Consider the following 18836-nt stretch of genomic DNA (forward strand, 5'->3'; position numbering starts at 1 on the left):
CCTCAAAACTGCGGATTGAGCGGGTAGCGCGGATCGGTGCCGAACCACTTGTTGTAGAGCTGCGCGTTGAGCTTCGACGCATTGACGTTGAAGAGGAACAGATTCAGGTAGTTGAGCCATTCCTGATCGCCGGCCTTGACACCGAACGCGTTGTATTCGAGCGGGACCAGCGCTTCGTTCGTGACGGCAAGTTCAGGATCGAGCTTGGCCTGATACGCGAGAAAGTTGTTGTCCTCGATCATCGCGTCGGCCTGCCCCTGCTTGACAGCAAGAATCGCGGCCTGCGAGCTGTCGTATTCCTGGATCTTGATCGGGATATTCAGCGAGCGCACTTCGTCGCCATTGGTCGAGCCCTTGACCGTCGCAATCGTGCGACCGCCCATGTCCTTGATCGACTGAACGCCACTATTTTTTCTGACCAGCAGTGCTTCGCTGGCAACCACGTAGGGGGTCGTGAATTCGATTACCTTCGCGCGCTCCAGATTACGCGTGAAGTTGCAGAACACGACATCCACTTTGCTGGTCTGCAGATTCGGAATCCGGTTCGCGCTCGTCGTATTCACGACCTCGAGCTTCACGCCCATCTGCTTCGCGAGTTCCTTCGCGAGGTCCACGTCATAGCCGTCTGGTTGGCCGTCCTTGTTATAGAACCCGAACGGCGCGAACGTCAGGCAGTCGCCGACGCGCAGCGTGCCTCGCTGCAGCACGGCCTGAAGCGTCGAGGGGGATGCCGCTGCGCTCTGCCCTGGCGTGGCAACCTTGGTGCAGCCGGTGATGGCGAGCAATCCGGCAACAGCGAACAGAAAGGCGGCTTGGGCGCCTCGTTTGGCAAGCTTCATGGCAGGGTCCTAAGCGGAGAAGAGTGGTCCGGAGCGGACGAATCGGCTTCAGCGCCTGTCTGCACGCTCAACGAATCGCCGGGTCACGCATCGATTGTCCGATATATCAGACTGCTATCTGACGAACCGGATTGATGCTGAGTGTTGGACACTAATATCAAACCGGCAACCGCACACAAACCCTTATTGCCCATACTTTTTTGTTCAAATAGATCCGATCGAATTCCACGATGCGCATCGAGTCCGCAGTGGGCCGGGCGGGCGGCGCGGCTGCGGGCTCAAGCTATACGGCAATCATTTACAATTGCCGCAGGTCGACGCATTTATCGACAAACTATCAAAGGAGTCCTCATGCGAATCTTGCATACCATGCTTCGAGTCGGTGATCTGGACGCATCGATCCGGTTCTACACCGAAGTTCTAGGAATGCGCCTGCTTCGAAAGAACGACTACCCGGACGGGAAGTTCACCCTCGCATTCGTCGGTTACGAGGACGAATCCGAAGGCGCGGCGATCGAACTGACGTACAACTGGGACACGAGCAAGTACGACCTCGGAACCGGCTACGGTCACATCGCCCTCGAAGTCGACGACGCCTATGCGGCATGCGAAGAAGTGAAGAAACGCGGCGGTGTCGTTACACGCGAAGCTGGGCCCATGAAACACGGCACGACTGTCATCGCCTTCGTCGCCGATCCGGACGGGTACAAGATCGAGCTGATACAGAAGAAGAGGCGAGTCGACTGACGTCCGGTGGCGAGCACGAGTCGCGCTGTCAGCCAGAACGATGAAAACACAGCCCGGCTTCACGTTGCACCCGGCGAATTGACGCCGGGCGAATTCGCCCGCAATCTTGCCTCGTGCCGACGCCATCAAAAAACGCCGACTACTGACGCTCGGCGTTTTCGCCGCGCACCGGACCGACCGGCTCGCCGTGCACTCCCCACCTCTTCACCACACCGCCATGAGCACGACCACCGCCCTGCCCGCGCGCCGCGCCCCGGATAGCTTCGCGATCCTGTTGATGATCGGCCTGTGCGCAATCTGGGGGCTGCAGCAAGTCGCGATCAAGACCACCAATGCGGCGGTGCCGCCGGTCTTTCAGGCGGGACTGCGCTCGACGATCGCGGCGCTGCTCGTGTGGGCATGGGCACGCTCGCGCGGCACGCCGCTCTTTCGCGATGACGGCACGCTCGGCGCGGGCCTGCTTGCGGGCGTGCTGTTCGCGGCCGAGTTCGTCTGCATCTTTCTCGGCCTGACGCTGACGAGCGCGTCGCGCATGGCGGTCTTTCTGTACACGGCGCCGTGTTTCACGGCACTCGGCCTGCACTGGTTCGTCGATGGCGAACGCATGCGGCGCATCCAGTGGCTCGGCATTGTCGTCGCGTTCGCGGGGATGGCGCTCGCGTTCGCGGACGGCTTCCTGCACACGGACGCGGGCACGGCTGCAAGCGCGGCCTACGGCTCGACGCTCGCGGGCGCGGCCGGCGATGCGCTCGGCGTGCTCGGCGGCATCGCGTGGGCCGCGACCACGGTGATCGTGCGCGGCTCGCGGCTCGCGCGGACGAGCGCGAGCAAGACGCTGTTCTATCAGCTGACTGTGTCGGCGGTGGTGCTGCTCGCGCTGGCGCTGGGGCTCGGCGAGGTGCGCGTGGAAAGCGTGACGCCGCTCGCGCTCGCGAGCCTCGCGTATCAAGCCGTGATCGTCGCGTTCGTCAGCTATCTGTTGTGGTTCTGGCTGTTGACGCGTTACATCGCGTCGAGGCTGTCGGTGTTTTCGTTTCTGACGCCGCTGTTCGGCGTCACCTTCGGCGTGCTGCTGCTCGGCGAGTCGTTCAGCACGCGCTTTCTGATCGCCGCGCTGCTGGTGCTGACCGGCATCGCGCTCGTCAACGCGCCGGCGAAACGGTAAGCGGGCTCGACGACGGCACCCTCCGCCGTCGAGCGTCGAGTCTATTCCGCCGCAGCGGCCGAGCGCGCCGCCACCGCCTGCGCCACACTCACGTATTCGGCGACCGGCACGTCCTCCGCGCGGCGTTGCAGATCGAAGCCGAGCGCGTCGAAATCGACGGTGTCGCGCAGCGCGGCAAGCGTGTTGCGCAACATCTTGCGACGCTGCGAGAACGCCGCCGTCACCACCCCGCCGAGCACGCTTTCGTCGACCACCGGCAGTTCGTGCCGCTCGTACGGAATCATCCGCACGATCGCCGAATCGACCTTCGGCGGCGGCTGGAACGACTCGGGCGGCACGTCGAGCTGCTTGTCGATCACGTAGCGGTACTGCAGCATCACCGACAGGCGACTGAACGCCTTCGTGCCCGGCTCCGCCACCATCCGCTCGACCACCTCGTTCTGCAGCATGAAGTGCTGATCGATCACGCGCTCCGCGAACGTCGCCAGATGAAACAGCAGCGGGCTCGAAATGTTGTACGGCAGATTGCCGACGATGCGCAGCGACGCCTTGTCGCCCGGTGCCGCGAGCGAGCCGAAGTCGAACTCGAGCGCGTCGCCCGCGTGCAGTTCGAGCAGGTTGCCGAACTTCGTCTTCAGACGGCCGATCAGATCGCGGTCGAGTTCGACCGCGTGCAGCGGCGTGTCGGGCGTCGCGAGCCGCTCGATCAGCGGCTCGGTCAGCGCGCCGAGGCCCGGCCCGATCTCGACCATGCGCTCGCCGCGCTGCGGCCGGATCACGTCGACGATCGAATCGATCACGCCCATGTCGACCAGGAAGTTCTGACCGAAACGCTTGCGCGCGAGATGGCCCTGGTGCCGGCCTTGCTGTCTGCTGGTGGACATCGGAGAAACGCTAGAAAGAAAACTGCTTGAGAATGAAAGACGTCACGGTGGAAACACGACGCCACGCGGCGCGTCACGAGCACCGCGACCGCCCACGCTACCCGCGCCTCAGCCCGCGCGACGATGCTGCGCCATCGACACCGCCGTGTCGATCGCGGCCATCAGGCTACCCGCGTCGGCGCGGCCGGTGCCGGCCAGATCGAGCGCGGTGCCGTGATCGACCGACGTGCGGATGATCGGCAGGCCGAGCGTCACGTTGATCCCTTCGCCGAACGTCGCGAATTTCAGCACCGGCAGGCCCTGGTCATGGAACATCGCGAGCACGCAGTCGGCTTCGTCGAGATAACGCGGCTGGAACAGCGTGTCGGCCGGATACGGACCGCGCGCGTCGACGCCCTCGCCGTTCACCTGCCGCAACGCCGGCGTGATCACGTCGATTTCCTCGCGGCCCAGATAGCCGTTTTCGCCAGCGTGCGGATTGAGCCCCGTCACGAGGATGCGCGGCGCGGGCAAGCCGAAGTGGTGACGCAGGTCGTGATCGATGATGCGCAACGTCGCGACGAGGCTTTCGATCGTCAAAGCCGCCGACACGTCCTTCAACGGCAGATGCGTGGTCGCAAGCGCGACGCGCAGCGGCCGCTTGCCGGTGCCCGCAAGCATCATCACGACGCGCGGCGTATGGGTGCGCTCGGCCAGATATTCGGTGTGGCCGGTAAACGGCACATCGGCGTCGTTGATCGTGCTTTTTTGCAGCGGCGCGGTGACGATCGCGTCGAACCTGCCGGCCACCGCGCCGTCGATCGCCGCATCGAGCAGATCGAGCACATAGCGGCCGTTCGCGGCGTCGAGCTTGCCAGCCTGCGCTGGTGCGCCAAGCGAGTGATGTTCGAGCCGCACGCGCGGGCCTGGCGCGAGCAGCGCCGCCCAATCGACGCCGACCGCGCGCGCGCGCTCAGCGAGCAGTTGCGCATCACCGAGCACGGTGAACTGCGCCTGAGGCCAGTGCGCCGCCGCGCCGGCCAGCGCCTGCGCGGTCAGCTCGGGACCGACGCCGGCGGGCTCGCCGGTCGTGATCGCGATCTGCAGCGGGCGGTGGGTGGGCTGGGCAGCGCTCGTCATCGCATTGACTCTGTTATTGCACGTTCGCCGTGGCCGGCTTCACTTCGACGTACGCGGTATCGCGCAGCTCGCGCAGCCAGTCGGCATACGCCTGTTCCGCCTTGCGCTGGCCGATGGCCTGCCGCGCGAGATCCATCTGCTGCGCAATCGAGCCTTGCGCATCGCGGCGGCCGAGCACCTGAATCAGGTGGTAGCCGTATTCGCTGCGCACCGGTTCGCTGATCTGACCGTCCTGCAGCGAGTTCATTGCGCGCTCGAACTCGGGCACCGTCTCGCCCGGGCTGACCCAGCCGAGGTCACCGCCTTGCGACGCCGAGCCGTCCTGCGAGTAGGTGCGCGCGAACTTCGCGAAGTCGCCGCCGGCGGCGATCTGGTTGCGGATGTCGAGCAGCTTCTGGCGTGCCTGCGGTTCGGACTGACCGTCGCCGACGCGCAGCAGAATATGGCGCACGTGCGTCTGCACGAGCTTCGGCGCGTCCGCGCTGGTGCCCTGGCCGGCACGGCGCTCGACCAGACGCACGATCTCGAAGCCGTCGTTGGTGCGGATCAGATCCGGATTGATCTCGCCCGGACGCAGTGCCGACGCGGCCTTCACGAACTCGGGCGGCAGCTTCGACGGCGCGAGGAAGCCGAGATCGCCGCCGTTCTTCGACGCGTCCGGCGCCTGCGAATTGGCTTTCGCGAGCTTTTCGAAATTCGCGCCGCCCTTCGCTTCGGCGAGCAGCGCCGCGGCCTTCTTCTGCGCCGCCTCGATGTCGGTCTCCGAGGCGCTGAGCGGCGCCTTCACGAAAATGTGCTGCATGTGCAGGTCGTTCGTCTGGCCGGCGCCCGGACCGCGCTGGCTGGCGATGTAGTTCGCGACCTCGGCGTCCGTCACCGTGATCTTGCTATCCACTTCCTTCTCGCGCAGACGCGACAGCGTCAGCTCCGTGCGCGCGTCGCTCGTGAAAGTGGTCCAGGGCACGCCTTGCGCCTCGATGCGTGCGCGGTACATGGCGAGCGACATGTTGTTCGCCTGCGCGAGACGCTCGAGCGTGCGCTGCACGGCCGCGTCGTCGATGGTGATGCCGTCTTCCTTGGCCTTCTGCAGCTGGATGCGCTCGAGCACCATCTGCGTGAGCACCTGCTGGCGCAACTGGTCCGTCGGCGGCACCGGAGCGTTCTGCTGGTTCAGCCGGTGCGCGATCAGACCGACCCGCTCGTCGAGCTCGCGCTGCGTGATGACACCGTTGTTGACCACTGCGGCGATGGTGTCCACCGTCTCGCCGCTATTGCCGGCCAATGCCTGCGCCTGTACCGACGCGACTGGAAGGAAGGACGCCGCGGCGACGAGACCCGCCGCGAGTATTGCCAAGCGAAGCTGTTTCATGATTGCCACAGATACTCCAATGATGTCGGGCGCTTCGCCCGTCTTTTCGCAAGCCGTGAATGACCGGGCGAGCGTCATTCGTAGTTGGTGAACCGCGACTCCGGCGGTGGCGGTGGCGGCAATGGCATGTAGCCGGCCACACTGCTGCGGAACGCGGTCATCAGCCCGTTGTCGACGCTCGACAAGCCCTTGAACGTCAACTGCGCCAGAAACCGTGTGCTCGACTGATTCTGTCCCGACGAGTTCAGGCCGTTCGCGTAGCGCTGGATGCCGGCGCCGAGCGTCCAGCAGTCCGCGTCGTATTGCAGGCCGACTAGGCCGTCGACGACACGGTGGCCACCCAGATCGTAGTTGAACCGGCCGACACCGTACATCCGGTGCGTCAGCGGCCATTGGCCCGAAATCAGCACCTGATTGATCGGCTGGTTGTCGAGCGTGGTGTTGGCGCGCGTGTAGCGGTACGCGACGTTGACGACCTTGCCGCTCGCCGGACTGAACCCGAAGCCGACACTCGTCTTCGTGAGCTGGTTATTGTCCGCATTATATTGGAACGCCGTTTCCGAAGCGAAACCGGCGCCCAGCTTGATCGACGCTCCCGCGATCAGGTCCGAGTGCGTGGCCTGGGTACTGGTCTGGGTCGGCGTCAGCGTAACGCGCTGATCCCGGAAGTAATACTGCTGCGCGATCACGAAGCGCGCGCGCTCGTCGCCGGTGGACGGGTTGATGAAGCGCGTGGTGAGACCGGCGGTCAGGCGGTTCGCATCGGCGATCCGGTCGTTACCGACGAACGTATTCGGCGTGAAGATTTCCGCGAGACCGAAGTCGGATTCGGCGGTATCGAACAGCGGCGCGTTGTTCTGATTGCGGTACGGCGTGTACACGTAGTACAGGCGCGGCTCCAGCGTCTGGATATAGTCCGCGCCGAAAATGCGCACCGAGCGCTCGAACGTCAGTCCCGTGTCGAACGTGAAGGTCGGAATCGACTCGGTGAAATTCTTCTGCGCCCCCGGCACGTTCGCCAGATCGGTGCCGATGTTGTTCAGGTTGTACGACGCAAAGTGCCACTGCACCTTCGGCGTGACGAAGTAGCCCGGCCCCACCACCGAATACGACAGGTACGGGTTGAACAGCACCCGCTGGCCTTCGCTCAGATCCGCGGTGGTGATGCGGAAGTTCGTGTAGTCGGCTTCGGCGCCGAAATCGAAGCCGCCGATGTTGTACTTCGCGTACTTGACGTTCAACTGCGGCTGGCGGCCGTACGGCGCGACCGACGGCTCCAGCGTCTGCCAGTGCTGCTCGCGCGCGAGCACGGACCACGGTCCGTTGTTGTAGGTCAACCCGGCTTCCTGCTGATACAGGAGCTGGGTGCCGTTCATGAACTGGTTGACCGACGACGACAGGTCTTCCGGATAGGTGTTGTCCGAAACCTTGTTGTAATAGATGTAGCCGCCGAAGCCGTTACCGAAATTCTGGTTGTGCTGGATGTACAGCGCGTAGCGGTTGGTCTTCGTCAGGCGATCGTCGGGCAGAAATTCACCGGTGATCGACCCGGAATACGTCGGCGACAGATAGCGGAACGTGCTCTGCAACTGCACACCGCGCTTCGAGATCAGACGCGGCGTGACCGTCAGATCGCGATTCGGCGCGATGTTGAAGTAATACGGCACCGACAGCTCGAAACCGTTCGTCGAGCTCAGCGAGAACGTGGGCGGCAACAGGCCGCTGCGCCGATCGCCCGACAGCGGGAACGACAGCCACGGCGACGCGAACACCGGCACGCCCTGGAAGAACAGCACGCTGTTGTAGGCGACGCCTTCGTCGGCGCCGGTGTCGAAATCGAATTCGCTGCCCTTGATGTACCAGGCCGGATTGTCCGTGCACGCGCACGCCGTGTAGGTGCCCTGCGTGAACACGGAGCGCTCGGCGTCGAGCAGGTCGACGCGCTGCGCGCTGCCCGAGCCGCCCGTCAGCGTGAAGTGGTACTTCGGCGCGGTCATGAAGCCTTCGGTCGAATCGACGCGCAGATGCGCTTCGGGTCCGATGAAGGTATTGCCGGTATTGATCACGTGGACATTGCCGTACGCATCGGCCATGTCCGTGTCCTGATCGTAGTGCAGAGCGTCGGCCTTGATCACGGACGTGTTGTGCCGCACTTCCGCCGAGCCCTTGGCGGCCAGATCCTGGTCGATCGTGCCGCTCGCGTGGTCGCCGAGCACGAAGGTGGCCGGCCGCTGGCCCGTTTGCAACGGATGATCCTCGAGCTGCGGCGCAAGCTGCATGCCCCACGGCGGGTAGACCGCCTGCGGTTGCGCAGCTTCCCCCACCAGTTGGGCGTGCGCAAGCGCGGGCATCAGGCCCGGAACGGCGATCAGCGCCGCGACGAGCCGCCTTTTGCGCGGCACTACTGCACAGGAAGGAGTGGTATCGGAAAGCTGTCTGGGCGGCATGTATCGTTTGGCGAGTCGACCCGTGCGCAAGCTTTCGTCGTCACGATCCACCGCCTGCACACCGCGACCGTTAGAGTCGGCTGCACGTCTGGATTCCCAATTTGCCGAGTGATAAGGCGGGCGGTGAAACGGAGCACGCGAAAGCTGGCGTGTGAGTCGCGTCAAAAAAGTCGTGGGGTATTATATGGCAAGACGTTGTCCCCAAGAATTTGCCGCCGCTTTTCATGACGCTGCCTTCCACCCAAGATTTCACCGACACCCGTCTCTCCCTGCTCAAGGCCTGGCTGCAAGGCCACGCGGCGCGCCATGCGCTCGAGCCCGACACCCTCGTTCCGGCCTCGTCCGACGCCAGTTTCCGCCGTTATTTCCGGCTCGCCGGTAAGGCGGCGCAAGGCAACGGCGCGGCCACGCTGATCGCCGTCGACGCGCCGCCGCCCGAAAAATGCCGCGAATTCGCACAGATCGCGCAATTGCTCGCCGCCGCCGGCGTGCACGTGCCGCGCGTGCTCGAGGTCGACTTCGACGCGGGCTTCATGCTCGTCACCGATCTCGGCACCGCGTCGTATCTGGGCGCGCTGACCGACGCGCAGGCCGCGGGCGACACGCGCGCGGCTCGCGCGCTGATGCGCGACGCGCTCGACGCGCTGATCCGCTGGCAGCTCAGCTCGCGCGAAGACGTGCTGCCGCCGTTCGACGAAGCGTTCCTGCACCGCGAGATGGAGCTGATGCCCGAGTGGTTCATCGGCCGGCACCTTGGCCGCGAGGTCGATGCCGCCACGCGCGCGCTGCTCGATCGCACGTTCGCGCTGCTGATCGCGAGCGCGCGCGCGCAGCCGCAAAGCTTCATGCTGCGCGATTTCATGCCGCGCAATCTGATGATCGCCGAGCCGAACCCAGGCGTGCTCGACTTCCAGGACGCGGTGTACGGGCCGATCACGTACGACGTCGTGTCGCTGCTGCGCGACGCGTTCCTCAGTTGGGACGAGGAGTTCGAGCTCGACTGCTTCGCGTACTACTGGGAGCGCGCCAAAAAAGCCGGCCTGCCGGTCGATGCCGATTTCGGCGAGTTCTACCGCCAGCTCGAATGGATGGGGCTGCAGCGGCACATCAAGGTGCTCGGCCTGTTCTGCCGCATCAACTACCGCGACGGCAAGGCGCATTACATGAACGACCTGCCGCGCTTCATCGGCTATGCGCGCAAGGTGGCGGAGCGTTACGCGCCGCTGCGCGGGTTCGCGAAACTGCTCGACGACCTCGACGGCCGCGCGCAGGAAATCGGCTACACCTTCTGACCGATGACGATGTCCGTAAAGAAAGCGATGATTTTCGCCGCGGGCCGCGGCGAGCGCATGCGTCCGTTGACCGACGCGTGCCCGAAGCCCTTGCTCGAAGTGGGCGGCAAGCCGCTGATCGTATGGCAGATCGAACGGCTCGCGCGGGCCGGCATCCGTAGCATCGTGATCAATCATGCGTGGCTCGGCGCGCAGCTCGAAGCCGCGCTCGGCGACGGTTCGCGCTGGCAGGTCGAGCTGCGCTATTCGCCCGAGCACGAGGCGCTGGAGACCGCGGGCGGCATCGCGCAGGCGCTGCCGCTACTGACCGACGAGGGCGCGGATCAGGTGTTCGTCGCGGTGGCCGGAGACGTGTACACCGAGTACGACTACGCCGCGCTGCACGCGCACGCCGGCCGGCTGAAGGCGCTGCCCGAGCCCGGCATGCATCTGGTGATGGTGCCGAACCCGGCGTTTCACCCGAACGGCGACTTTGGTCTCGTCGATGGCGTGCTGTCGCTCGACGCGCCGCCGCGCCTCACGTTCGGCAGTTTCGGTCTGTACGACACGCGCATGTTCCGCGATCTGCCGCGCGGCACGCGGCGCGCGCTAAGCCCGTATTACCGCGCGACCATCGCGCGTGGGCTCGCGAGCGGCGAGCTGTACGAAGGCTCGTGGGAGAACATCGGCACCCAGGTGCAGCTGGAAGCGCTCGATCGGCTGCTGCGCGCGCGCTGAGCTTTACTTCGCCGGGCTCTCACCTGCCCCGACTGCTTCCGCTCTTTCCACCGCATCCGTGGTGTGCGCGGCGCGCTGCTGCAGCGCCCACATCTGCGCGAACAAACCGTTCGCGCGCAACAGCTCCGCGTGCGTGCCGCGCTCGACGATGCGCCCTTTGTCCATCACGATGATCTGCTGCGCGTGCACGACCGTCGACAGCCGGTGCGCGATGATCAGCGTCGTGCGTTCGCGCGCGATCAGGTCGAGCTCATGCTGGATCGCGCGCTCGGAGCGTGAATCGAGCGCGGACGTCGCTTCGTCGAACAACAGGATCGGCGGATTCTTGAGTATGGTCCGCGCGATCGCGACGCGCTGCTTTTCGCCGCCGGACAGCTTGAGCCCGCGCTCGCCGACCGGCGTGTCGTAGCCCTTCGGCAGACTCTCGATGAACTCGTGGATATGCGCGGCGCGCGCCGCCGCGATCACTTCGTCGCGCGTCGCCGACGGCCGACCGTACGCGATGTTGTAGTAGATCGAGTCGTTGAACAGCACCGTGTCCTGCGGCACGATGCCGATCGACGCGCGCAGCGAATCCTGCGTGACGTCGCGAATATCCTGCCCGTCGATGCGGATCGCGCCGCCCGTCGCGCGGTCGAGATCGTAGAAGCGGAACAGCAGCCGCGCGAGCGTCGACTTGCCCGAGCCGCTGTGGCCGACCACCGCCGTCGTCGTGCCGGCCGCGATCGTGAAGCTCACGCCGTGCAGAATCTGCCGCGAAGGCTCGTACGCGAAGCTCACGTCGTCGAAGCGCACCTGCGCGCCGCTCACTTGCAAAGCCACCGCATTGGGCGCGTCGGGTACTTCCCGCGGTGCGCCGAGCAGCGAGAACATGCGGTCCATGTCGGTCAGGCTCTGCTTCAGCTCGCGATAGACCACGCCGAGAAAATTCAACGGAATATACAGCTGCAGCATGAACGTGTTGATCAGCACCAGGTCGCCGAGCGTCAGACGCCCGGCCATCACGCCCTGGGTCGCGCGCCACAGGATGAACACGAGCCCCGTGCCGATGATCGCCTGCTGCCCGAAGTTCAGCGCCGACAGCGAACGCTGCGACTTGATCGCCGCCGCGCGATAGCGCTTCAGGTTCTCGTCGTAGCGGCTCGCTTCCCACTCCTCGTTGCCGAAGTACTTGACGGTCTCGTAGTTGAGCAGCGAGTCGATCGCGCGCGAATTCGCCTTCGAATCGAGCTCGTTCATCGTGCGGCGAAAGTGCGTGCGCCACTCGGTGACCTTCACCGTGAACGCGATGTACACCGCGAGCGCGACGAACGTGACGATCGCGTAATAGGCCTCGTATTTGACGACGAAAAAGCCGAGCACGAGACCGACTTCGACGAGGGTCGGCAGGATGCTGTACAGCGAATAGGAAATCATCTGCGTGATGCCGCGCGTGCCGCGTTCGATATCGCGCGACATGCCGCCCGTCTGCCGCTCCAGATGAAAGCGCAGCGACAGTCCGTGCAGATGGCGGAATACTTTCAGCGCGAGTTGGCGCACCGCGCTTTCCGTGACTTTCGAAAACAGGATTTCGCGCAGCTCGGTGAAAAACGAAGTGGACAGCCGCGCCACCGCATACGCGACCACCAGCAAGCCGACGCCGCCGAGCAGCACGATGCCGGGCGCGTCCTGCGCGCGGCCGAGCGCGGTCAGATGCCGGACCGACGCGAGACTGTCGACGATGCGCTTCATCACGATCGGCACGCCGAGGTTCGCGACCTTCGCGCCGATCAGGCAGCTGAGCGCGAAGCCGACTCGCCATTTGTAGGTGGCAAGGTATGGCAGCAGCGACAGGATCGTTTGCCAGTCGTTGCGGGGTGCGGTGGAAATCGGCGAGGGTTCGGACGAAGGAGCGCGGCGCATAAATCGTGGGGAGAGTGTGGAGCTGCCGGAGTTCGCAGCGGCGCGCGGCTCGCGCGCTTCGCTGGGTGCTTTCCCGTACAATTCCTGATCTTTCTATTGTCGCAGAAGCCGACTGGCGGCGCTTTGCATGGCCTACTGTCGAACTGGCCCAGCCATTGCGTCAATGCGCGTCAATACACTCGAACACGTTTCCCAAGGATGTCCCGATGACCGATCTTCTTCAACTTCCGTCCAAGCCGTGCGCGCTGCGCGTCATGCCGCAGCCGTCGGACGCGAACATTCATGGCGACGTGTTCGGCGGCTGGATCATGGCGCAGGTCGACATCGCCGGCTCGATTCCGGCAAGCCGTCGCGCGAATGGGCGGGTCGCGACGATCGCGGTTAATTCTTTCCTGTTCAAGCAACCGGTGTTCGTCGGCGATCTGCTGAGCTTTTACGCGGATATCGTGAAGACCGGCAATACGTCGGTGACAGTGTCGGTCGAGGTCTACGCGCAGCGGTTGAGGCTCTCGCAGGAAGTCGTCAAGGTCACGGAAGCGATCCTCACCTACGTCGCCACCGACAGCGACCGCCGTCCGCGCGTGCTGCCCGCGCTGGACTGAGCCGGCGAGGATGCTTAAGCTAGCGATTCCACGCGTCACGCGCCGCGCCACCGCTAGCCGTTCCAGCCGATCAGCGCACGAGGCCCGGGACGCCCCATAGTCGCTCTTCTCATGGAAACGAGATGAAACTGATCGGTATGCTCGACTCGCCCTACGTGCGGCGCGTCGCCATCTGCATGAAGCTGCTCGCGCTCGACTTCGAACACGAGTCGATTTCGGTTTTCCGCACCTACGACCAGTTCGCGAAGATCAACCCGGTCGTCAAGGCGCCGACGCTCGTCGCCGACAACGGCGCGATCCTGATGGACTCGACGGTGATCCTGCAGTATCTGGCAACGCTCGTCGGCCCCACCCCGCTGTTCCCGACGCAAGCCGACGCGGCGTTGCGCGCCGCGCGTCTGACGGGCCTCGCGCTCGCCGCGTGCGAAAAGAGCGTGCAGATCGTCTACGAGCGCAATCTGCGGCCTCAGGAGAAGCAGCATGAACCGTGGGTCGAACGCGTGCGCGCGCAACTGCTCGCCGCCTATGCCGAACTCGAACGCGAGGTGGGCGAAGGGCCGCTGCCCGACACGCAGCAGCAGTTCAGCGCGGCGGACGTGGCCGTCGCCGTAGCTTGGCAGTTCACGCACATGATGCTGCCGGAGGCGGTCAGCAAGGCCGATCATCCGCGGCTCGAGAAGTTTTCCGCGTTCGCGGAAAGCCTGCCGGTGTTCAAGGACACGCCGGCTCAGTGAGCAGCGTTGGACGCGGCACGCGGCGACACGCGGCGACACCCGTCGCCGCGTCACGCTCCCCTCACGCCGGCTCCAGCTCCGGCACCAACCCGCCGTGCAGCAGTTCGGAAATCGCTTCCGTCGATAGCGGCTTCGCGAAATAGAAGCCCTGCATTTCGTCGCACGCGCGTGCCTTCAGGAAGTCGAGTTGCGCCGACGTTTCCACGCCCTCGGCGATCACCTGCAACTTCAGCGAATGGGCGAGCGCGATGATCGCCGACGTGATCGTCTCATCGTCGCCCGATACGCCGATATCCGACACGAACGAGCGGTCGATCTTCAAGCGGTCCACCGGGAAGCGCTTCAGATAGCTGAGGCTCGAATAGCCGGTGCCGAAGTCGTCGATCGCGAGACCGATGCCGAGCGCGTGCAGTTCGTTGAGCATCGACACTGCTTCTTCCGCGTTGCGCATGATCGTGCTTTCGGTCAGCTCGAGTTCGAGGTACTTCGGTTCGAGTCCGGTCTCGTCGAGCACCTGCATCACGAGCTTCGCGATGTCACGCTGCTGGAACACCCGCGCCGACAGATTCACCGACACGCGCGCCGGCGGCAAGCCCTGATCCTGCCACGCCTTGTTCTGCCGGCACGCCTCGCGCAGCACCCACTCCGACAGCGGCCCGATCAGCCCGCTTTCCTCGGCGAGCGGAATGAACGACGACGGCAGCACGAGCCCGACCTCGGGATCGTGCCAGCGCACTAGCGCCTCGATGCCGACGATCTGTCCGCTGCCGATATCGACCTGCGGCTGATAGTGCAGCAGGAACTCGTTGTCGCGCAGCGCGCGGCGCAGGCGTCGTTCGAGATTCAGGCGCGCGCCCGCGCTCGCGTTCATCTCCGGCTGATAGAACTGGAACGTGTTGCGCCCCATGTCCTTCGCGCGATACATCGCGACGTCGGCCTTCTTCATCAGCGTTTCGGCATCCTCGCCGTCCTGCGGGAACAGGCTCGCGCCCATGCTGCAGCCGACGTACAGCTCGGTGCCGTCGAGCCACACCGGCTCGGCGATCGACGCGCGCACGCGCTCCATCCACGTGATCAGCGATTGCTCGTCGACGGTGTCGGTCATCACGATCACGAACTCGTCGCCGCCGTGACGCGCAACCGTGTCGCTGGTGCGCGAGCAGCGCGCGAGCCGTTCGGCGACCACCCCGAGCAGCCGGTCGCCGACGCTATGGCCGAGGCTGTCGTTGACGTTCTTGAAGCCGTCGAGATCGAGGAACACGACCGCGACGCCCGAATGATGCCGCTGCGCGACGACGAGCGCATGTTCGAGCCGGTCGCGCAGCAGGTTGCGGTTCGGCAGCCGCGTAAGGCCGTCGTAGTTGGCCTGGTATTCGAGCTGCTCCTGATAGCGGATCAGCTCGGTCACGTCGTTGATGACGCCGATATGATGGGTGATCACGCCTTCCGCGTTCGGCACCGGCGCGATGAACAGCTGATTCCAGAACAGCGCGCCGTCCTTGCGATAGTTGCGCACCACCGCGCTGACCTCGCGATTCGCCGCGAGCGCCTCGCGGATCAACGCGACGCCTTCCTGGTCACGGTCGTCGCGTTGCAGCACGCGGCAGTCGTGGCCGATCACCTCGGCGGGATCGTAGCCGGTGATGCGCATGAACGCCGGATTCACGTATTCGATCAGATTGCCCGACGGCGACGGCGCGGTGATCAGGATCGCGTTGACGCTCGCGTCGAGCGCCCGGCTTTGCAGACGCAGCGCGAGATCGGCGCGCTTGCGCTCGGTGATGTCGGTGTACGAGCCGAGCACGCCGATCACCTGACCGCCGCCGTCAGTGAACGGCAGCTTGCTCGTGACCGTCGTGCGGTGCAAGCCGTCGATCACGAAGTCGACCTCGAAGTTCATCTTGGGCACGCCGGTGCTCACGACTTCGCGATCGTGCTCGGTCAACAGGTCGGCGAACGCGCGCCACGCCAGGTCGGCGTCGCTCTTGCCGACCACCTGTTCGGGATACGCGAGCCCCGCATCGCGCGCGAACGCCATGTTGCAGCCGAGATAGCGCGAGTTCAGGTCCTTCCAGAAGATGCGCTGCGGAATGTTGTCGATCACCGCTTCGAGCATCTGATTCGAACGCTGCGCTTCGGCTTCGGCGTTGATCTGGTCGGTCACGTCGTCCGCCAGCACGAACGAGGCGTCGCGGCCCATGAAGTTCAGTGCGTGATAGGACACGTTGACGCTGAGGATCGAGCCGTCCTTGCGCCGATGCCGCCAGATGCCCGCCATCGTGTGGCTCTGGCGGAGGTCGGCGCTACGCTGCAGGTGCGTCTCCAGGCGGCCGATTTCCGAGTTCGGGCGGATCGCGCGGATCGTCATGCCGAGAAACTCGTCTTCCGTGTAGCCGTATTGCTGGATCGCGGCCTTGTTGACGGCGAGAAAGCACAGCGTGTCGCGATCGAAGATGTACATCGGCACGGTGTGATCGTCGAACAGGCTGCGAAAACGCTCGTCGTTGCGCACCAGCGCGCGGGCGCTGCGCAGTTTTTCGCGCGCGCTGTTCTCGCGCACGCCGAACGTGAGGAACAGCAGCACGCTGCCGGTGAGCATCGTCACGAGCAGCACGAACATCGCGCGCTCGCTGTCGCTCGCCGATGCCGCGAGCGAGGTCTGCAACGAGCGGTTTTCCTCGCTGCGCAACGTGGCGAGCGCGGCTTCGACACGCTCTAGCGCGGGGGCAAGATGCGAGTTCGACGGCGCAGGGTCGAGGGATGCCTCGAATGGCGCGTCGAGGGGGGCCGCCCCCGGTGCTTCGGTCGATGCCGCGTGCGCCACGCCCGACGCCGCCCCCGACGCCGCGCTTGCCGCTCCGGGCAGGTCACTCGCATGGTTGCGCAGCGTGTCCTCGAGATCGTGCTGCAACGCGTGCCGCGCCGCGCTCAGGCTGGCAAGCGCCCCCGACATGTACGGCTCGCTCGCGAGCTCCTCGCGCAGTGATTGCTCGCGGCTCGCGAGTGTGTTCGTCATCGAAGCGGCCGCGTCGGGCGGCACCGGCTTGCCCGATTCTTTCAGGCGGTGCAGAGCGGCGAGCGCGTTATCGAGCGCGGCGTGATACGCATCGAGGTTCTGGCGCACGCTGGTCGAGCGCGCGAGGCGCGCATCGGCGTCGCGCTGCCCGCGAATCTGCGTGTACGCGACGAACGCGTTTGCACCGACCGCGACGACCACGACCACAATATTGATCAGCAGTCGCTTCGATAGAAAAGGATTCATGGATTCCGAACGTCAATCGTTCCGAGGGCGGGAGAGCGCGCTCGCTGCCGGTGCGTCGGGCCGCATCGATGCAAGTCTTTTACGCGCCATCCTTTGGATATCGGCAGCGATCGGAAGCGGGTTGAGGGTCGGCGTGAAAAAAATCTGATGATTTGGGGGAAGGCTGCGAGTTGGTGGGGGCGCCTGGCTGGGGGCGGCTGACCGGCCGCACCTAGCCGGCCGCGCCTAGCCGGCCGCTTCAAATTCCTTCATCGCCGGGACGAAATCGTGGCTCGCCTCGGGCTTGCGCGACAGCTTCGCGAGCACATAGCGCTTGAAAGGATCGAGCTCGGCCCAGCGCGCGACGCTCGGCGCGGCGAGACCGGCCAGCCCCGCCTGATGCGCGACACCGTCGGGCACGCTGTCGGTTTGACGCCAGGCCGGCGACTCCTCCGGCGTGAACCACTCCGGTTCGACGTTCGCGTGCGTGCGCAGCATCTCGAACAGCGCGTGATCGAAATTCGGTTCGATCTGCGTGTCGTCTTCGACCGGGAAACGCGCGAGCAGCTTGCGATCTTCGAGCGGCAGTTGCTGCCACTGCGCGAGCGTGATGCGCAGCCCGAAACGGTCGAGATTGAAGCGCACCGACATCGGGATATAAGTGAAATTCTCCGAAGACGCGACCTCGAAGTCGAACAGAAGCGGTGCTTCGTTGAGTCCCATGTCAGTGCTCCTTGTCGGTGGCGGACAGCGTGCGGGCGTCGCTTGAGGTATTTTAGAACCTTATTCGCGCGACGGCGCCCCGCGCGGCGGCCGCCGCGAAGCATACGGCGAGCCCGGCGCACCCTTTGACGCGCGGCATGGTACAGGAGTGAAGCAGCTTGAACGGACAGCAAAACGGGCGCCAAACCGGGCGGGCGGGCGGCCAGCCCCACGCCCTCGACAGCGACGAACAACCCGGCGCGGTGCAACTCGAAGTGCGCCGCCATCGCGGCGCGGCGGTTGACACCGCCACCGATCACGTCGGCCAGGAGTGGCCGGTCGCGCTCGTGTTCAACGGCATCTCGCACGCGGTGATGATGTGCACGCCGCGCGATCTCGAAGCGTTCGCGGTCGGCTTCGCGATTTCGGAGGGGATCGTCGAGCGCGGCAGCGACATTCAGGACATCGAGGTCGAATTGCACGGGCACGGCGAGCTGCCTTATGCCGAGGTGCAATTGCAGGTCGTGCAGCAGGCGTTCGCCGGTTTGAAGGAAAAGCGCCGCGCGCTCGCCGGGCGCACCGGCTGCGGCGTGTGCGGCATCGAAAGCATCGATCTGCTGGATCTGAAACCGCAGCGTGTACCCGACACTGGCTTCTTGCAGCGGCTCGCGCCCGATGCGATCGCACGCGCCGCGCGCGCGCTGCCCGAGCACCAGGCGCTCACTCGTTTGACGGGCGGCCTCCACGCGGCCGCGTGGTGTGATGCGCAAGGCGCGATCCACTCTGCGTTCGAGGACGTCGGCCGCCACAACGCGCTCGACAAGCTGATCGGCCAGCTCGTGCTCGACCGCGCCGATACGCGCGACGGTTTCGTGTTTCTGTCGAGCCGCGCGAGCTACGAGCTGGTGCGCAAGGCCGCGCGCGTCGACGTGCCGATGGTCGCGACGATCTCGGCGCCGTCGTCGCTCGCGATTGCGATCGCGCGTGAGGCGGGCGTGCGGCTCGTGAGCTTCTGCCGCGAAGGCAGCTACGTCGATTACGACACCTGGCAGCAGCAAGCTTGAGCGATTGAAGCG

16 protein-coding genes are annotated in these 18836 nt (G+C 65.2%); 8 read left to right on the forward strand and 8 right to left on the reverse strand.

Going from position 1 to position 18836, the window contains the following annotated elements; translation table 11 throughout:
* Nucleotides 1-2 precede the first annotated feature (2 nt).
* A complete protein-coding gene (locus OKW38_RS16745; RefSeq protein ID WP_184034601.1) occupies nt 3-839 on the reverse strand; it encodes a transporter substrate-binding domain-containing protein in 837 nt (278 codons plus the stop codon).
* A 351-nt stretch (nt 840-1190) separates the two neighbouring features.
* Between OKW38_RS16745 and gloA the strand changes: the two genes are divergently transcribed.
* Together gloA and OKW38_RS16755 are read left to right on the forward strand one after the other, a co-directional pair.
* Entirely contained in the window at nt 1191-1586 is a 396-nt protein-coding gene (gene gloA / locus OKW38_RS16750) for a lactoylglutathione lyase (protein ID WP_429335745.1), read from the forward strand.
* Between the two features lie 217 nt (nt 1587-1803).
* On the forward strand, nt 1804-2751 hold the full coding sequence (locus OKW38_RS16755; protein ID WP_429362374.1) for a DMT family transporter: 948 nt from the start codon (nt 1804-1806) through the stop codon (nt 2749-2751).
* A gap of 41 nt (nt 2752-2792) precedes the next feature.
* Here the strand turns inward: OKW38_RS16755 and rsmA are convergent, their stop codons facing one another.
* The 4 genes from rsmA to OKW38_RS16775 all read right to left on the reverse strand — a co-directional run bounded on the left by rsmA (nt 2793) and on the right by OKW38_RS16775 (nt 8570).
* Nucleotides 2793-3635, reverse strand: a complete 843-nt coding sequence (gene rsmA, locus OKW38_RS16760; protein WP_090803032.1) for a 16S rRNA (adenine(1518)-N(6)/adenine(1519)-N(6))-dimethyltransferase RsmA — start codon at nt 3633-3635, stop codon at nt 2793-2795.
* Nucleotides 3636-3743: 108 nt separating this feature from the next.
* On the reverse strand, nt 3744-4754 hold the full coding sequence (pdxA, locus tag OKW38_RS16765) for a 4-hydroxythreonine-4-phosphate dehydrogenase PdxA (RefSeq protein WP_429362376.1): 1011 nt from the start codon (nt 4752-4754) through the stop codon (nt 3744-3746).
* A 13-nt stretch (nt 4755-4767) separates the two neighbouring features.
* Nucleotides 4768-6132, reverse strand: coding sequence for a peptidylprolyl isomerase (locus tag OKW38_RS16770; RefSeq protein ID WP_429362377.1), 1365 nt, complete (start codon nt 6130-6132; stop codon nt 4768-4770).
* Nucleotides 6133-6197: 65 nt separating this feature from the next.
* Entirely contained in the window at nt 6198-8570 is a 2373-nt protein-coding gene (locus tag OKW38_RS16775; RefSeq protein ID WP_429362379.1) for an LPS-assembly protein LptD, read from the reverse strand.
* Nucleotides 8571-8794: 224 nt separating this feature from the next.
* Here OKW38_RS16775 and OKW38_RS16780 point away from each other — a divergent pair, with 224 nt between their 5' ends.
* Together OKW38_RS16780 and murU are read left to right on the forward strand one after the other, a co-directional pair.
* Nucleotides 8795-9862, forward strand: a complete 1068-nt coding sequence (locus OKW38_RS16780; protein ID WP_184062378.1) for an aminoglycoside phosphotransferase family protein — start codon at nt 8795-8797, stop codon at nt 9860-9862.
* A 3-nt stretch (nt 9863-9865) separates the two neighbouring features.
* Complete coding sequence (gene murU, locus OKW38_RS16785) at nt 9866-10579, forward strand: N-acetylmuramate alpha-1-phosphate uridylyltransferase MurU (protein ID WP_429362380.1); 714 nt, start codon at nt 9866-9868, stop codon at nt 10577-10579.
* Between the two features lie 3 nt (nt 10580-10582).
* Here murU and OKW38_RS16790 read toward each other — a convergent pair whose 3' ends face one another.
* Nucleotides 10583-12481, reverse strand: a complete 1899-nt coding sequence (locus OKW38_RS16790; RefSeq protein WP_429362382.1) for an ABCB family ABC transporter ATP-binding protein/permease — start codon at nt 12479-12481, stop codon at nt 10583-10585.
* A 206-nt stretch (nt 12482-12687) separates the two neighbouring features.
* Here OKW38_RS16790 and OKW38_RS16795 point away from each other — a divergent pair, with 206 nt between their 5' ends.
* Together OKW38_RS16795 and OKW38_RS16800 are read left to right on the forward strand one after the other, a co-directional pair.
* Nucleotides 12688-13083: an acyl-CoA thioesterase gene (locus tag OKW38_RS16795; RefSeq protein WP_429335739.1), complete on the forward strand. Its 396-nt coding sequence runs from the start codon at nt 12688-12690 to the stop codon at nt 13081-13083.
* A gap of 122 nt (nt 13084-13205) precedes the next feature.
* Nucleotides 13206-13817, forward strand: coding sequence for a glutathione S-transferase family protein (locus OKW38_RS16800; RefSeq protein WP_429362383.1), 612 nt, complete (start codon nt 13206-13208; stop codon nt 13815-13817).
* A 61-nt stretch (nt 13818-13878) separates the two neighbouring features.
* Here the strand turns inward: OKW38_RS16800 and OKW38_RS16805 are convergent, their stop codons facing one another.
* Nucleotides 13879-17079, reverse strand: a complete 3201-nt coding sequence (locus tag OKW38_RS16805; RefSeq protein WP_429335737.1) for a sensor domain-containing protein — start codon at nt 17077-17079, stop codon at nt 13879-13881.
* Here OKW38_RS16805 and OKW38_RS16810 point away from each other — a divergent pair.
* Entirely contained in the window at nt 17078-17227 is a 150-nt protein-coding gene (locus OKW38_RS16810; protein WP_429335736.1) for a hypothetical protein, read from the forward strand. The genes OKW38_RS16805 and OKW38_RS16810 overlap by 2 nt on opposite strands.
* 77 nt (nt 17228-17304) lie before the next feature.
* Here the strand turns inward: OKW38_RS16810 and OKW38_RS16815 are convergent, their stop codons facing one another.
* The gene (locus OKW38_RS16815) at nt 17305-17781 is read right to left on the reverse strand and encodes a nitrate reductase associated protein (protein ID WP_429335735.1); all 477 of its coding nucleotides are present in this window, start codon (nt 17779-17781) and stop codon (nt 17305-17307) included.
* A gap of 158 nt (nt 17782-17939) precedes the next feature.
* Between OKW38_RS16815 and fdhD the strand changes: the two genes are divergently transcribed.
* Nucleotides 17940-18824 (forward strand): formate dehydrogenase accessory sulfurtransferase FdhD, encoded by an 885-nt coding sequence (fdhD, locus tag OKW38_RS16820; protein ID WP_429362385.1) that lies wholly within the window; start codon nt 17940-17942, stop codon nt 18822-18824.
* The last annotated feature ends 12 nt before the right edge of the window (nt 18825-18836 follow it).

The organism is Paraburkholderia sp. MM5496-R1 (assembly GCF_050436205.1).
Classification (GTDB): Bacteria; Pseudomonadota; Gammaproteobacteria; order Burkholderiales; family Burkholderiaceae; genus Paraburkholderia; species Paraburkholderia tuberum.

Excerpts from the sequence above, each read along its gene's own strand:
- OKW38_RS16745 (WP_184034601.1), bottom strand. The coding sequence starts at position 839 with ATGAAGCTTGCCAAACGAGGCGCCCAAGCCGCCTTTCTGTTCGCTGTT.
- gloA (WP_429335745.1), top strand. The coding sequence starts at position 1,191 with ATGCGAATCTTGCATACCATGCTTCGAGTCGGTGATCTGGACGCATCG.
- OKW38_RS16755 (WP_429362374.1), top strand. The coding sequence starts at position 1,804 with ATGAGCACGACCACCGCCCTGCCCGCGCGCCGCGCCCCGGATAGCTTC.
- rsmA (WP_090803032.1), bottom strand. The coding sequence starts at position 3,635 with ATGTCCACCAGCAGACAGCAAGGCCGGCACCAGGGCCATCTCGCGCGC.
- pdxA (WP_429362376.1), bottom strand. The coding sequence starts at position 4,754 with ATGACGAGCGCTGCCCAGCCCACCCACCGCCCGCTGCAGATCGCGATC.
- OKW38_RS16775 (WP_429362379.1), bottom strand. The coding sequence starts at position 8,570 with ATGCCGCCCAGACAGCTTTCCGATACCACTCCTTCCTGTGCAGTAGTG.
- OKW38_RS16780 (WP_184062378.1), top strand. The coding sequence starts at position 8,795 with ATGACGCTGCCTTCCACCCAAGATTTCACCGACACCCGTCTCTCCCTG.
- murU (WP_429362380.1), top strand. The coding sequence starts at position 9,866 with ATGACGATGTCCGTAAAGAAAGCGATGATTTTCGCCGCGGGCCGCGGC.
- OKW38_RS16790 (WP_429362382.1), bottom strand. The coding sequence starts at position 12,481 with ATGCGCCGCGCTCCTTCGTCCGAACCCTCGCCGATTTCCACCGCACCC.
- OKW38_RS16795 (WP_429335739.1), top strand. The coding sequence starts at position 12,688 with ATGACCGATCTTCTTCAACTTCCGTCCAAGCCGTGCGCGCTGCGCGTC.
- OKW38_RS16800 (WP_429362383.1), top strand. The coding sequence starts at position 13,206 with ATGAAACTGATCGGTATGCTCGACTCGCCCTACGTGCGGCGCGTCGCC.
- OKW38_RS16810 (WP_429335736.1), top strand. The coding sequence starts at position 17,078 with ATGGATTCCGAACGTCAATCGTTCCGAGGGCGGGAGAGCGCGCTCGCT.
- OKW38_RS16805 (WP_429335737.1), bottom strand. The coding sequence starts at position 17,079 with ATGAATCCTTTTCTATCGAAGCGACTGCTGATCAATATTGTGGTCGTG.
- OKW38_RS16815 (WP_429335735.1), bottom strand. The coding sequence starts at position 17,781 with ATGGGACTCAACGAAGCACCGCTTCTGTTCGACTTCGAGGTCGCGTCT.